Raw genomic sequence first — 15,317 nt, forward strand, 5'->3', positions numbered from 1 at the left:
GGTCCGATGAAGGGCTCAAATTCCCTGAGTGTAGGACCAGACTGACGACGAACAGATATCTTGCTGCTTAGGATATACTACTTTTCATGGAGGGCGCACAATGATAGACACAAAGCGTGCCATGACGGGAACAACGCTTACCTTACATAAATCACATAATACAGATCTTGAGAAACCTTTCGATATTGTCGAACAACTTCTTTCTAAAGATCTTGACTATACATCAGAGGATGATGCGGAGGCTGGTGCCGGGAAAGATGACCACGAGTTAGAAGATGAGATGGGTGGCATGGACACAGGCTCACTCGATATCGAGACGGGCCCATTGGAATTAGAAGAAGATCTATCTGACTCTGATATCCATGAGGAACCACAGGCCGCAGATCTTGAAAATGACTCAATAATCCATATTCCCTCCATCAATTCTGAAGAAGAGCATCCCGCCCGTCGTACTGCGACACGTCGGCGCCGCTCCGAAGATCAGGATGAAAACCAGGTAAATACCGCAGATGCAGGCGAATCTGACGCAGTTATGACCTATTTGCGTGAGATTGGCCGCGTTCCTATGATCACTCATGAGCGTGAAATTGAATTGGCTCAGCGCATTGAATCCGGTGACCGCGATGCGATGAAGCAGTTCATTCTGGCAAATCTTCGCCTGGTGGTGAGTATTGCCAAGCGCTACGTTGGTCGTGGTCTGACTTTGCTGGATCTTATCCAGGAAGGTAATATCGGCCTCATCCGCGCAGTACAACGCTATGATTGGCGTCGTGGACACCGTTTCTCAACCCATGCTACCTGGTGGATTCGTCAGGCAATCAGTCGCGCAGTGGCTGATAAAGGGCGGACCATTCGCCTCCCGGTATATGTCAATACGGCGCTAAACCGTATTCGCCGTGAGCGTCAACGTCTGCTGCAGGAACTTGGTCGCGAACCAACCGAGATGGAGTTGGCCGAAGCCACGGGGCTCGATCCAATTCGCATGGTTGAACTGCAATCGGCTCCCGGAGCACCAGTCTCCCTTGAACTACCCGTTGGCGAAGACGAAGAGCAGGAATTGGGCGATGTGCTGGCAGATACAGAGTCAGCCTCACCTGAAGAACTGGCAACCACCCAGACATTGAAAGATGAAGTGCAACGTGTGCTTGAGTCAGTGCTAACACCACGTGAGCAACTGGTATTGCAATTGCGCTTCGGCCTGGGTAATGGTCAGGCTCATCCACTAGAACAGGTGGGGCGTGAGCTTGGTATTACTCGTGAACGTGTACGTCAGATTGAAGCCGGAGCACTGGCTAAACTGCGCCAACCACCCGTGTTGGAGCGTCTGCGCGGCTAGCTTGCCAGGGTAGCATACAAAAAACATGCGCAAAGTCCCCCGGGAGGGTGTGTTTCTTATGAAACACATCCTCCCGGGGGACTTTGTGTACCCATCCAATAAAATTTTCATTTCCCGCTGCGTTTAAATATTAGATATGAGCATAATGATCATTATCATAACCAGTGCCACAGTAAAAATAGGTCATTTGTCCGTTTTCATTTTGAGGGATGGCGGTTATGCTAGCCTATGATGAAGTCTTTAAAACTATACAATTAAATATGCCGATCCAAAAGAGGGGGAAAATGTTAGTATGGATGGAAAAATACTCCCAAGGGAGATTGGACAAAAAGCATCACGGGTCCATTGGACGGCCTACCTGGGCATCAGCCTGTGCTTCATTGCTGGTATCTGCCTTTCACTGGACACTTATCTATCATATGTGCTGGGATTGTTACCACTCGGCTTTGCCCATCTTTCAGTCTATCTTTTTCTAGCCTGTCCTTTACCAACACTTATACTGGGCATTGTTGGCCGCTATATGGCACGGAAGCCGCTATGGAAAGAAGGTAAATTCCTGTCAACCTTAACTCTGGTAGCTGGCTGTGTACTCCTGATAATGGAGCTCGCGATCGTCGTCGCCGAACTTCCTTGATCGGCAACAACTACTTCCATCCTAAAATGCTACGATAACGCCAGGCAAGCTTGAATAGCGCCTGGGATCCCAATGCATTCATTTACAAAAAGGATACAAGAAGGAAGCCAGCAAGCGTTCTGATTATTTTCGCTGGCCCAGATCACGCGCCACATGGATCACACCTTTCACCTTCTCTAGCTTCACAAAGAGGCGATGCAGTTGATCCAGTTCGGCAATCTCCAAGGTTGCCATAATCACGACGGTTTGATGATTCGCACTGACGCTGGAGTTAATAGACATCAAATTAGCGCCCGAATCCGAGACGACAGTAGCCACATCCCGAATCATCCCTGTACGATCATGGGCGGTAATCAAGATAGGTGCATGGTAGAGTTGCTGGCTCATACCAGACCAGTTGACATGGATCAGGCGCTCGCGATCCTTTTCACCCAGGCGTGCGATATTACGGCAATCGGTACGGTGTACAATCACACCCTTGCCACGACTAATAAAACCTACGATCGTATCGTCAGGCAATGGATAGCAACAATTTGCCAGCCGGGTCAGTAAGCCACTGACACCCGCCACTTCCAGTTGTGCGGTCGCTGTTTGTTTGGCTGAGACCGCAGGTAGAGACAAATTATTTTCGCTCTCCTTCGACTCTTTGGCGTCCTTATGCTCACGCTGCCAGTATTCTAGCAACTTGACCACGACAGCACGGGACGTAGATCATCCGCCCCGATGGCAGCCAATAGATCTTCAAATGAATCGGCGTGCAAGCTGTTACAGACCCAATTTTCCGCGTCGTCATTAATGGCGTCCATCCCACGTGGGCCGGCCGCCTTTAGCTCACGCTCCAGGCGCTCCTCGCCAATTTGCATATTGATTGGGCGCTCATTAATTTTAAGGTAGCGGCGTATCTTATTGCGGGCCGCAGCCGTACGCGCAAACGTCAACCAATCACGCGTTGGATGGGCGCTTCGACTGGTCACTATATCCACTATCTCGCCGTTTTTCAACTCATAGTCCAGAGGAACCATGCGTGAGACAAGGCGCTCGCCGTTGCCATCACTATCAGAAGCGATGATACGTGCTCCAGAGCAATGATCGCCCACCTTTGAGTGGATACGATAGGCAAAATCTAACGGCGTTGAACCAACAGGCAGATCCTTAACTTCTCCTTTGGGCGTCAAGACAAAGATCTGTTCCTGGAAAATATCATCCTTGACCGCTTCCACGAATTCAGTGTCGCTGGTATTAGCGGTACGAAGATCTTGTTGCCATTCGGTCAGCTGTCTGAGCCAGGTTAGCAGTTCTTTGGCTGAGGCCGAGGCATTATCGCCTACGTCTTTATAATGCCAGTGGCCACACCATACTCAGCCGTTTCATGCATAGAGTGTGTGCGTATCTGGATCTCTACCAGTTGATCATCCAGGCAAAAAACAGTGGTATGCAAGGCACTATACCCGTTGGGCTTGGGATTGGCGATAAAATCTTTGATGCGACCCTCTTTTGGCCGCCAGAGACTATGTACATGTCCCAGCGCTATATAGCAATCTGTGGTGGTGTCGACCAGAATGCGGAAGGCCAGCAAATCATGGATCTGGCTGAGATCAGCCGCCGCCTTTAACTGCTCAAAGTCTTCAAAATCGCCCGCGGTACGCGCGATCTTCTTATAAAAACTATAGGCATGTTTGACGCGCCCCGAAATATCTGCTTTGACCCCGATTGATGCCATCTCAGACCGCAGGCGCTCACATACTCGATCTACATAAGAACGCCATTGCTTGGTCTCAATATCCAGCACATTGCGCACCCAGCTATAGCGATCGGGCTCTAGAATCTGGAAGGCCAGATCCTGTAATTCACTTTCTACACGCGACATACCCAGGCGGCCCGCCAGGGGAGCGTAAATCTCACGCGACTCCTCGGCCAGGGTCATTAATTCCTGCGGATCGCCTTCATAGGAAGGCTCACACATTAAGCGCATCGCATGCAGTCGATATGCTAATTTGAGTAGTACCACCCGTGGATCGTCAGCCATGGCCACAAACATCTTACGCACGGTCTCTGCTTGCTGGCGCCGCATGGCTTCACGCACCCTGGGCTTCTTGCTCTCTATAGAGGAGGATATACTGTCATCATCCCGCTCGCTATAAGCCTTCTTTGAGGATGAGAGCTGGGTATTCTGAATCGCCAGCATAGCGCCCGTAGCGGCATTTTGCTTTTTGCGTTCCAGGATATTTAAACGTAGCATGCTCTCCACAACACGTGCGGTAGCTGATCCAAGCACATATTCTACCTGGTCAGAAATCAATAATTCAGCATCTACAGCCTCATATACCAGCCCGGCAGCAATCCCAATCGCATCCACATGCATCAACTCCGCCATGATAATTGTTACCGCCAGCGCATGATCCAGTGGTGGAATCGGACGTGTACTCGAACCGGGAATACCCTGGCAAGTCTCTAACGTCAGTTGAAAGGCTTTCATGACAAGGTCGATTTCAGCCGGGGCCATATACTGGTTGACCAGCGAAAGCAGTTGCTTCATCGCAGGCGGGTAAGGAGGCTCAACAAATTGTTGTTCTACAGACCTATCTATCATAATTCATCTATGGCCATATGACATATCCAATATTGGATTGTCGGGTATTGTTTACTTCGTAGCATTTGATTTGGTTCACAAGTTATCCGTGACGCTATACGATTTTATACCTACAACAGTATACGTACCAATAAGTCACTTGTTAGATTAGCTCATACTCTTAGCGGAAAAGTAGAGGCATCGCTTGTGTGCATTACATCGAGAACGCTCAGTGTATATTGTCGCACATTCATACTAGATGCCTCTTACTGTGAGAGTGGAGATGATACACGCTGAAACAAGGTCTGGAGCACCTACACTCACATCAAGTGCTCACAATGGCGGGGGCCTTATTTTCCTATTGCACGCTCAACGCTAACCACTGTTTTCACTTGTCGTAAACGCCGCAAAATGCGTTCCATCTGATCTAATAATTCACCTTCAGCTGGTAATATCTCCAGGGTGGCAGTAATCACGGCCTTTTGGGACGATGGGTTGGTCGTTGAGGTTACGGATACCATATTGATGCCAGCGTCTGCAACCACGGCCGCCACATCGCGCAACAAACCGGAGCGATCATGGGCCACTAATGAAATGGCAACCAGATAGCTGGTGGGATGAAGCTGGCGCCAGTTTACCTCAACCAGGCTGGTGGGTAACTCTTGATTGCGACGCAATAGATCACAATCGGTCCTATGCACTACAACCCCTTGATCCGGCGTCAACTGACCAATAATCGAATCACCTGGGATAGGACAACAACCACGATCTAACTGGATCAACAAGGCGTTATCGCCATCCTTATGTAGATATAAGCTATTTTCGCCCTCAGAGCCACCCAGGGCCTCTGGCTGCGGCAATTGGGGTTGTAACAGGTCCAGTACTTGCTCAACCAGCAGATCTTCACGTCCTAACGCCACATAGACATCTTCGATCGTGGCATACTTTTTGAACGTAGTGCTGGCCGTTGGCTCCTCTGTACAGAAGCGGCGCAACAATCCTTCTATCTGCTCATCCACACCGGCCTGATAACCTGCGGTTTTAAGGGCAAAGTCCAGGCGCTCATGGCCCAGTTGCATATTGATCTCGCGCTCATACGTCTTGAGATAGCGACGAATCTTATTGCGGGCCGCAGCGGTGCGCGCAAATGATAACCAGTCACGTGTTGGATGCACGGTACGGTTGACCATGATCTCAACAATCTCACCGCCCTTTAGCTCATAATCCAATGGCACCAGGCGCGTCACCAGGCGACCGCTATCATCAGTATTGGTGATGATACGGGCTCCAGCGCAATGATCGCCGATATCAGTATGGATACGATAAGCCATATCCAGGGGCGTCGAACCGCGCGGAAGATCCTTGACCTCGCCCTGCGGCGTAAAAACAAAGATCTGCTCCTGGAAGATATCTCCCTTAACCGCCTCGACGAACTCATCGGCTCCCTGGGGCAAGGCCCGCTGCCATTCCCGCAACTGCTCAATCCATGTTACCATCTCTCGATAGGAGAGGCGCCAGCTGCCCGGCGTAGCTTCATTATGCTCACCACGCTCTTTATCTCTGTCGGCGTTGCCCATACGCTCACGCAAAAACCAGTAACTGGCAATCCCATAATCAGCGGTTCGCTGCATATCATAGGTGCGAATTTGAATTTCAGCCAGGCGATTGTCCAGACAGAATACTGTGGTGTGGAGCGACTGATAACCATTCAATTTAGGGGTGGCAATAAAATCTTTAATACGGCCATCCTTGGGTCGCCAGAGCGCATGGATATGGCCCAGTGCCAGGTAACATTCATAATCAGAGTCGACCAGGATACGGAATGAGATCAGATCGTGAATCTGGCTCAACTCACTACCATTTAACTGGGAAGGCACATCTTCTAACTTGCGATTAATACTGGCCAGGTGCTTCTGCCAGGCTAATACATCGGCCCGAATACCAGCTCGCTGCATCTCTTCACGCAGAACGCGGCAGACCTCGTTTACAAATGGCTGCCGTCGCTTGACCTCTTCATCCACCTGCCTGGCCAGTTGAATATATTTCTCTGGCTCTAGATAGCCAAAAGCCAGATCCTCCAGATCGGCCTGCACCAGGGACATACCAAGGCGCCGGGCCAGGGGAGCATAGATCTCGCTGGTCTCACGTGAGGTGTTTTGCTGCTGCGCTGGCGACATCGCACTCAGGGTGCGCATATTATGCAAGCGGTCAGCCAGTTTCACCACCACCACACGCGGATCTTCAGCCATTGCCAGAAGCATCTTACGCACCGTCTCGGTACGAATACGCCGCTTATCTACCAGAGAAGGAGGTGCTGCGACATCTTTGGTGGGCGCGCCGGAGGCATCATGGGAAGGTTTGGCGGGCTTATTGCCAGCAAGGGTATCAAACTTCGTCACACCATCCACGATATTCGCCACCGCCGGCCCAAATTGCTCGCTCAAATCCTCTAATGAATATTCGGTATCTTCAACCACATCATGGAGGAGGGCCGATACAATGCCATCTGCATCAATACGCATTCCAGCAAGCAGTAAGGCTACCTCCAGGGGATGTTGAATATAAGGTTCGCCAGAGCGTCGCACGGCTCCCTTATGTGCGCGATTTGCTAAATCGTAGGCACGTTGAATTTTCTCCATATCCTCTGGAGTGAGATAGTGCTGCGTCTCATCTAATAAGTCCTGGATCGTCATCCGTGAGGGCGTGGCTTTCGTCCCCCATGTTGTTGTTGTTCTAACCATGGGTATGATCGCCTGCGTATCTCTGGATTTTCCAGACTCGTCAGCAACTTTATCGAAATTGGTAGCCATTCTCTAATACCTGCTACTACATGTTGTACCATCTGCCCATACCTGATTGGATAGTTGGTAGCTTTTTACTAATAAAGTGTCCCCCTCAATAGAGATACACTCTATGTGGGAACACTTACACCTGGGCAAAACTGATGTTACTTCTCTATTATAAGGAGCAATGAGCGCCTGTCAAGCAGATACAATGTCACTTACGCTGAAGAAGAAGTAAAAAGAAGGCAATCAGGCAGGAAAACAAGGCTATAGGTGCGCCTTTTACAAGCCTTTGCGGCATATTTGTATTCAACAACCACAAACGGTACATATACATTTTCGTTTTGTGGTTAATTATACCACATAGTCTAAAGTCATAGCCGGGAGGAAAAAAATCTAGTGATAGGAGAAGGCAAAAGAGAAAGGCCAAGTCAAGAACACACCTTGACTAAGCCTCTTTGTTTTTTGGGGAAAGAACCAGTAAACTGGCGCCTATTGCTCACCAGCACATATCCTCTACATTAGAGCACATGACGCTGAGATAAAATGTGAGTGCAACACGTAGCTAACGGTGAGTTAGTCGCGGGCAACACGGACCTTGTCGTAACAAGGGCTGCAATAGACCGGGCGATCGTTCTTTGGTAAGAACGGCACCTGAGTTTCGGTACCACACTCGGCGCAAATTACTGTATGCATTTCACGGGGAGCGCGCTCGCGGCTACCTGAACCACCGGCTGTCTGACGACGAGCCGCACGGCATGAAGGGCAGCGGCCAGGCTGATTCATCAGACCTTTTTGCTGGTAGAACTCTTGTTCTCCGGCGGTGAACACGAAATCTGTTCCGCACTCACGGCACTTTAGGGTTTTGTCAACGAAGTTCAACTAGGGACCTCCTGTGTGATATGTTGGTTATCCTCCGGGTCCATATCCTAGCAGTTGTCACCAGTCATTTTGTCCCCCTACCAGCGTGGGATTCTATAGCCCTGGACGAGCACTGTATGCGAGACCGAGATTGGATACCGATTGAAAGCATACACTATTGTTTCGTGATTTGCAAGTGTTTTTATGACAAATTGTCTCTATGGTACATATTTTTATGTAGCTTTTATATGCAACTGGATTTAGCGATTTATATATGATGATTATAGTTAGCTTTCACAAGCAGATTCTCAATCATGCGTAGATACGATTATACTCATCATTTTGTGAAGTGTTATCGTTTCTCTATATGATGATGCCGACTATATTAAACACTATCTATATAATCTCCCTTGCAAATGTAATAGCCGCAGGGAGGTTCATCGCTTGTCAAAACGGCAACAAGAAAAGCGATGCCTATAGGTTCTGGACTGGTCCCCGATTGCCGCCCTCCGCAGAGCCGGCGGCCCCGTATCCCAGCGCTCAGGCACCCCGTGGCATCGCCTTTTCCTGCACGCGGTGCCCAAACACGGACGATGCTTTTGGGCACCACGTGGGCAGAAGTGTTAAAGACAAGCAACCGCGTGATGAGGAGAACGGGCCGCCGGCTCTGCGGAGGGCGGCAATCGGGAGGGAATGGCGGGGCTTGACTTGACGCTCATGAGAAAATAAGAAGAAATGCCGGGCACCTTTTTTAATATGACTGGGCCCGCTGTTGTCAATCCACTTTTGAGAAATGCATGTCATCATTCAACTTTACAATAGATGCTGAATGTCCGGAGACGTGGGCACGCGCTGGGACAATTCAGACTCCCCATGGGACGATTCAAACCCCTATTTTTATGCCTGTCGGGACACAGGCGACCGTTAAAAGCGTTGCCCCTGAAGAATTGCACGCGGCTGGTGCACAGATTATTCTCGCTAACACTTATCATTTGATGCTACGACCTGGCTCTGCCTTGATCGATTCATTTGGTGGCCTGCATTCTTTTATGCAGTGGCATGGCCCTATTCTAACGGATAGCGGCGGTTTCCAGGTCTGGAGCCTGGGCCACTTGCGCAAGCTGAATGAAGATGGGGTGGTGTTCAAATCTCATATCGATGGTTCGCTGCATACACTGACACCTGAGCGGGTCATGCAGATTGAGGCCGAACTGGGCTCCGACATTATTCTGCCACTCGATATCTGCGCCCCCTATCCCTGCAGTCCGAAGGAAGCCAAAAAGGCGATGGAATGGACCCATCGCTGGGAAGAGCGCGCCCTGGTAGAGAAGGAAAAACTACGACCGGAACAGACGCTATTCGGGATTGTCCAGGGGGCCTTTGAGCCGGAGTTGCGCGCACAAAGCGCACAGGTAATTGGAAATATGCCCTTCCAGGGTCTTTCAATCGGTGGGCTGTCCGTGGGCGAGCCAAAAGAAGAGATGTGGGGGATGTTGAAACATGTGACCCCTAATCTACCCCGCGATAAGCCGCGCCACCTGCTGGGCGTTGGCTCACCCGAAGATCTGGTAATCGGTGTAGGGTTGGGCATGGATATGTTTGATTGTGTACTGCCAACGCGCGTGGCGCGCCACGGTGGACTCTTTACCCGCGATGGTCGAGTCAGCATTAAGGGTGCGCGCTTCCGTACCGCCAGGGGCCCTATTGAAGAAGGTTGCGATTGCTATACCTGCCAGCATTATAGCGCGGCATATGTCAATCACCTGGCCCGCGCCGAAGAGCAACTGTATTTCCGCCTGGGCAGTATCCACAATATCCGCTTTATGCTACGCCTGGCCGGCCAATTAAGGGATTCGATTATCAATGGAACGTATCCAGCTTTCCGTGATGAATTCCTGGCCCGCTATATTCCGGCGTCTGAAAAAGTGCGTGAAGCCCAGCGCGAAAAATGGAAAGAAGCGCGCGATAAGCGTGCATAAATAAGATAAACAACCACTATAAAGATTTAAGCATAAGGAATTCTGGTCTATGCAGACAGCACCATATCGTTTTGTGAACACAGGCATTCAGGATGCCCAGTTAAATATGGCCATCGACGAAGCAATCCTGTTGCACCATCTTAGAGGGGATGTCCCTCCAACCCTGCGCGTCTTTCGCTGGACACAACCATCGATTTCGCTAGGAAGATTTCAAAGCATTGAGCGCGAAATTGAACAGGAGTCCTGTGAAGAGCAGGGAGTTATCCTGGTTCGTCGTCCTACAGGAGGGCGTGCGGTCTATCACCGCGATGAATTCACCTATAGTATTGTGATCGGAAAACGCTATGGTGTACCTTCGGGTGTGGTCGCTGCCTACGCCTATCTCTCACAGGGATTATTAGCCGCCCTACGCCTGCTGGGCGTTCAGGCCGAAATAAGTGATGAGCGGGTAAATAAGCATCCTTCGGCAGCCTGCTTTGCTTCATCCACGCAGGCCGATCTGACCAGCGGCGGTTTCAAACTGGTGGGCAGTGCCCAGGTCTGGAAAGAGGACGCGCTACTACAACAGGGTTCACTGCCCCTGGATGATCGCGCCGCCGAGTTTTTTAGCCTGCTGCGCTATCCCAGCGCCGAAGAGCGTGCCGAGGCCCTCAAGCTCTATCTTGAAAAGACAACGCCGCTACATACATTTGCCCCACAGGCCAGCTGGGATGAAGTAGCTCGGGCATTCCGTCAGGGGTTTAGTACTTTCTTACAGCACGAGATGGTCGAAGAAGAACTCAGTGCTTCAGAGTGGGAACTGGCTCGCCAGCTGGTCGAAGAGAAGTATAGTAAGCTCAACTGGCGCAAAGAACGGATCTCGTTGTCGTAACCTGGCGACGAGTAGTGCGTAGATAATACCATATGCAGGTAGCGACCAGGCGGGGAGCAGATAGATGCCATTTCAAGGTATCACAGTCGGCACACAGCGTCTGAAAAAAGTCCACCTCACAGAAACAGACGCATTGCACGTAGACGGTATGTGATGTACAATGAGCGAACGTACGCATGGTTATGTTTTTAACTTTTTGAGTAGGTGGATACAGCTGTCTTCATCTATCTCTAGAGAAGCACAATATAACAGTGCAGAGACACTACCTCACCAACACTGGGACACCGGTTATGGACATACATCTGTTGATTGTCCATCCATCGAGTGCAGTCATTTAGTAAGGAGTATCTGGGCGTGAGTATATCTATCGAGATGGCCCGCAAAGTTCAAGAAGCCTGCAAACAGCGAGCTCGTGAACTGCGCAGTCCGGTGAGCATCGCAATCGTCGATGCCGGGGGACACCTCGTCTTATTTGAGCGCATGATGGCACCATATGGCTTCGCAACTGGCGATATTAGTATTGCCAAAGCCCATACAGCAGTGATGTTTAATCAATCCACCGACGATGTAGCCCAGTGGGGAGCTGCGATACCAGGTTTCGCTTCCAGCCTGGCCAGCATGACCAATGGACAATTCATCATGGCGGCGGGCGGCTGGCCGCTCCGCGTCAATGGTGTTACCATCGGTGGCGTTGGTGTCAGTGGTGGAAATGCCCCTGGACGCGACGATGAGATTGCGCGCGCAGGCCTCGGAGCACTGGAAGCCAGTGCCCCTCCAATGAGGGGCACTCCGGCAAATGTTCCACAGCCACAGCCAGTCTACAACAATCCAGCGGAACCAGCAGCGCCATACTCACAGCCGCTCTATTCACAGGCGGCCTACAATACCCAGGATAAAGGAAATAGTGGAGAACCAGTCTCTGGCTCATCTACAAGAGATAGAGATAATAGCTCCATCTATAATCAATCCAATCAAAAGCCCGCGGACCTTTCTTCATCAACCACACGCGAGCAAGATTCCTATCAGTCATTCCGTTATAATTCAGCTACCCACCAGAGGTGGACCATCCAGGAGACCAAGCATGAGTCAGAATTACAATACTGTTGCTAAAAGACCTCGACGCACCCGTGTACCGCGCAATCGCCCAGTCCTCGTTACGGATACCGAAACACAGGAAGGAACCCTCCCTCCCACTACTGAGGATCTGGAGTTGGATACCGCGCCCGCTGTAGAGGATGTGGTCAGCGAGCCTGTAGCAACACCTAAACGCCTATCGCGTCTCCCTAAATTCTTCTCAAAAGTCGAGCGTAGCGAACAGGATGGTCCCGCCGATGAAAAAGAAGTGGTTGACGCGCGTATGGCCCGTGCCCGCAAGAACATGAATCCAAAGACCGCCATTGTCAAGGCGGAAGAGGCTGCGGAAGCTAAAGAGAAACCAGCCGCCGCCAAAGCCCGGCCTGCGACTCGCCCCAGCCTGTTCAAGCCTCGTCATATGTTTGGCATGGTTATCTACCTGATTGGCGCCAATCTCCTTCTGCCATTGGAACGCACCTTCGCGATCAACATGCATATCGAGAAAACCGTATTCACCGTTCCATTTATTAATAATCTGCCAGTGACAACCTCGTTCTTGCTCAACATCCTGACATTGATCGTCTTACTATATGCTCTGGTGGCCTTCGACCTGCTACCAAATGGTAAGCAGTTCGCTAGCAGTCAGACTCAGGCCAACAAGGCGAAAACGGGCAGCAGCACGGCGGGTACCCCGACCCCTAAAGTCGCGCCACCAGTGATGCGCCAGGGTGTCAAGGGTGAGCATGATGATCTTTATCAGGCTTATCGCAGCCAGCAGCGCAAGAAACGCTAGTTTCTCCTTTAGCCGCCTGCGGCGCGCAAAGAATTGTATATGATGAAGTTGAAGCCAGTGCGCGCGCGCACTGGCTTCAACTTCATCATAATTTATCCCACATTCCGCAGGGTAATTGACAGAAAAAGAGAAATTGGATAAGGTATTCTCAGCACGAAAAGGAGCAGAAAAACAGCATGCAACGAGCTGAAGAGTACCAGAACGAACGGTTGGATCATTTGGGCATTGTCGCAGGAGTCTGTCAAGAAATAGGGCTGGCAGCGTGGTTGGACGCATTGGAGCCCAACCAACAACGCGTGGTCAGTTACGGAACGGCGACCGTCGCCATGATTCTCAACGGATTGGGTTTTGCCAATCGCCAGCTCTATCTGGTGCCACAATTCTTCGAGAACAAACCGGTCGCTCACCTCCTGGGAGCAGGTATCAGCGCAGACATGCTCAACGACGATTGCCTGGGACGCACCCTGGATTGGCTTTACGAGCAAGATGTGACCACCGTGTTCGCGGGCATTGCCCATCAGGCCCGTCAATGCTTTGGGGTGAAAGCACGGCATCTGCATGTGGATACCACCTCCTTTTCGGTCAATGGAGCCTACGAAACCGAGCAAGAAAACGAGCACGTGATCGCCATTACCCATGGCTACTCACGCGATCATCGCGAAGATCTCAAACAGTGGATGTTGGCACTGGCGACTACGCATCAGGGAGATATTCCCCTCTTTTTGCAGCCTCTTTCGGGCAATAGCAGCGATAAAGAGAGCCTGGTCAAGGTCATTGCAGAGTTGCATGCCCAATTGCGGCAGAAAGAGCCCGAAGAAAAGCCCATCTACGTCGCCGATAGTGGCCTCTACAGTACAGCGAATGTGCTCCAGCTCAATCAAGCTGGGGTGGGGTGGGTCAGTCGTGTTCCTGAAACCAGCAAAGAAGCCAAAGCCGCCGTGATCCAAGCCGAGGATGCGTGGCAGCTCAGCGCTGATGGGACACGCAGCATGGTCGTACAGCAGATGGACCTGTCGCAGGGGCCTGAGCGTTGGATCGTGGTTCGAAGTGCTGATGGGGTCAAGCGCGCGTTGCAGACGGCTCGTAAGCAAGCCGACAAGCAGGTGGACGTGTGGACAAAGAAGCTGTGGCATGTGAGCACCAAGTCGTTTGCCTGTCGAGAGGATGCGCAACAGGCCTGGGAGCAGAGCCTGAAAGGCCTGCCTGAGTGGCTGGAAGCCTCGGTGGAACTCAAGAGCCAGGCGGTCTTTGAAGGACGAGGCCGTCCCGCTCGGGATGCTGAGCCAAGCGGGCTGCGCTGGAGCGTCACGTCGCAGGTCATCCTCAACGAAGCAAAGCTGCTGGCCTACGCCCAGCGCAAAGCCTGTTTTATCATCGCAACCAATATCGTGGATGAAGCGGATCTCTCCAATGAGGAGGTGATCAGCCTGTATCTGGAGCAAGGCAGTGTGGAACGGGGCTTCCGTTTCTTGAAAGATCCCTTGTTCCTGGCCTCCTCGGTCTTTGTGAAAAAACCAGAGCGCATTGTGGCCCTAAGCTTGATTATGGTGCTCGCATTGTTGGTCTACCGTCTGGCAGAACATCGCTTGCGTGAGCAATTGCAGGCAAGCGGGCAAACAATCCCCAATCAAGTCAACAAGCCCACCGCTCGACCAACAATGCGCTGGGTGTTCCAATGCTTTGAAGGCATTGAATTGTTGCAGATCCGCACTGGAACCAGAACAGAGTCGGTGGTCCTCCGCTTGCAGCCACTGCATCACAAGATCCTTTCTTTACTGGGGCCAGCCTATCAACAATTCTATTTTTTTTCAGATTGAAACTGCGGAATGTGGGATTTATAATAAAAAAGGCGATTTATTTATCGAGCCAGCGTAGCTGGATGGGTTGGTCTTCAAGGCCTGAGACGGTAAGGGTCTGTGGGTCTCCAGGTATGATATCTAGCATGTTATCACTCCATTTGACGCCAGAACCAGCATCTAGCCAGACCCCTTTGGCGGGTCGTTCGGCGCTGATGGTGACGGTGTGGGAGTCAACACGTTCAACATGCAGCTCGGGATCGGGCAGGGTCAGGTATTTATAGGGTTCAGACCACAGCGTTGTGCGAGCAACAATCTTCCCATCTTGCCAGAGGCGCGCCTGCAATACTACTTGATCATCCTGAGGCTGCTGGATAACATCCAGTTCGCTGGAACGATTAGGCGCCAGTACCACACTGCGGCGCTGCTCGGAAAGCAGGTCGCCCGCAAGGTTGACGCTACATAGCTCTAGTTCAAGCTGCACCTCGTGAACACTGCCATTAACTGCCCAGACCGCAACCTGCTCAACGGATTGACGATCGAGGCCCACTACCAGCGGTGCCAGTTCACGGGCGACGCTATAGTAAGCGGGCTTGGTACGTAAATGATAATCAACCATGG

Annotated in this window: 13 protein-coding genes; 7 read left to right on the forward strand and 6 right to left on the reverse strand. The window is 51.3% G+C overall.

Features of this window, described 5'->3' with window-relative positions:
• Positions 1-100 precede the first annotated feature (100 nt).
• Both EL645_RS09615 and EL645_RS09620 read left to right on the forward strand, forming a co-directional pair.
• Entirely contained in the window at positions 101-1,336 is a 1,236-nt protein-coding gene (locus EL645_RS09615; RefSeq protein WP_126549821.1) for a sigma-70 family RNA polymerase sigma factor, read from the forward strand.
• Between the two features lie 292 nt (positions 1,337-1,628).
• Positions 1,629-1,970, forward strand: coding sequence for a hypothetical protein (locus tag EL645_RS09620; RefSeq protein WP_126549822.1), 342 nt, complete (start codon positions 1,629-1,631; stop codon positions 1,968-1,970).
• A gap of 123 nt (positions 1,971-2,093) precedes the next feature.
• Here EL645_RS09620 and EL645_RS09625 read toward each other — a convergent pair whose 3' ends face one another.
• The 5 genes from EL645_RS09625 to EL645_RS09645 all read right to left on the reverse strand — a co-directional run bounded on the left by EL645_RS09625 (position 2,094) and on the right by EL645_RS09645 (position 8,204).
• Complete coding sequence (locus EL645_RS09625) at positions 2,094-2,591, reverse strand: ACT domain-containing protein (protein WP_136625190.1); 498 nt, start codon at positions 2,589-2,591, stop codon at positions 2,094-2,096.
• A 56-nt stretch (positions 2,592-2,647) separates the two neighbouring features.
• Positions 2,648-3,190 (reverse strand): TGS domain-containing protein, encoded by a 543-nt coding sequence (locus EL645_RS09630; protein WP_161977267.1) that lies wholly within the window; start codon positions 3,188-3,190, stop codon positions 2,648-2,650.
• 104 nt (positions 3,191-3,294) lie between these two features.
• On the reverse strand, positions 3,295-4,560 hold the full coding sequence (locus tag EL645_RS09635; RefSeq protein WP_126549825.1) for a RelA/SpoT-related domain-containing protein: 1,266 nt from the start codon (positions 4,558-4,560) through the stop codon (positions 3,295-3,297).
• Positions 4,561-4,889: 329 nt separating this feature from the next.
• Positions 4,890-7,280: a RelA/SpoT family protein gene (locus EL645_RS09640; protein ID WP_161977268.1), complete on the reverse strand. Its 2,391-nt coding sequence runs from the start codon at positions 7,278-7,280 to the stop codon at positions 4,890-4,892.
• Between the two features lie 618 nt (positions 7,281-7,898).
• Entirely contained in the window at positions 7,899-8,204 is a 306-nt protein-coding gene (locus EL645_RS09645; protein WP_126549827.1) for a zinc-ribbon domain containing protein, read from the reverse strand.
• A 776-nt stretch (positions 8,205-8,980) separates the two neighbouring features.
• On the opposite strand from EL645_RS09645, the gene tgt reads away from it, so the two are divergent.
• From tgt to EL645_RS09670, 5 genes are all read left to right on the forward strand, one after another.
• Positions 8,981-10,162, forward strand: coding sequence for a tRNA guanosine(34) transglycosylase Tgt (gene tgt, locus EL645_RS09650; protein ID WP_126549828.1), 1,182 nt, complete (start codon positions 8,981-8,983; stop codon positions 10,160-10,162).
• A gap of 49 nt (positions 10,163-10,211) precedes the next feature.
• Entirely contained in the window at positions 10,212-11,033 is an 822-nt protein-coding gene (locus tag EL645_RS09655; protein ID WP_126549829.1) for a lipoate--protein ligase family protein, read from the forward strand.
• A 354-nt stretch (positions 11,034-11,387) separates the two neighbouring features.
• Positions 11,388-12,143, forward strand: a complete 756-nt coding sequence (locus EL645_RS09660) for a GlcG/HbpS family heme-binding protein (protein WP_126549830.1) — start codon at positions 11,388-11,390, stop codon at positions 12,141-12,143.
• On the forward strand, positions 12,115-12,900 hold the full coding sequence (locus EL645_RS09665; protein ID WP_126549831.1) for a hypothetical protein: 786 nt from the start codon (positions 12,115-12,117) through the stop codon (positions 12,898-12,900). The genes EL645_RS09660 and EL645_RS09665 overlap by 29 nt, the downstream gene beginning before the upstream one ends.
• 176 nt (positions 12,901-13,076) lie before the next feature.
• On the forward strand, positions 13,077-14,717 hold the full coding sequence (locus EL645_RS09670; protein ID WP_126549832.1) for an IS1634 family transposase: 1,641 nt from the start codon (positions 13,077-13,079) through the stop codon (positions 14,715-14,717).
• 37 nt (positions 14,718-14,754) lie between these two features.
• Here EL645_RS09670 and EL645_RS40835 read toward each other — a convergent pair whose 3' ends face one another.
• Entirely contained in the window at positions 14,755-15,315 is a 561-nt protein-coding gene (locus EL645_RS40835; protein WP_218031800.1) for a glycoside hydrolase family 2 protein, read from the reverse strand.
• Between the last annotated feature and the right edge of the window lie 2 nt (positions 15,316-15,317).

It is taken from the genome of Dictyobacter kobayashii, from assembly GCF_003967555.1.
In the GTDB taxonomy this organism is placed as follows: Bacteria; Chloroflexota; Ktedonobacteria; order Ktedonobacterales; family Ktedonobacteraceae; genus Dictyobacter; species Dictyobacter kobayashii.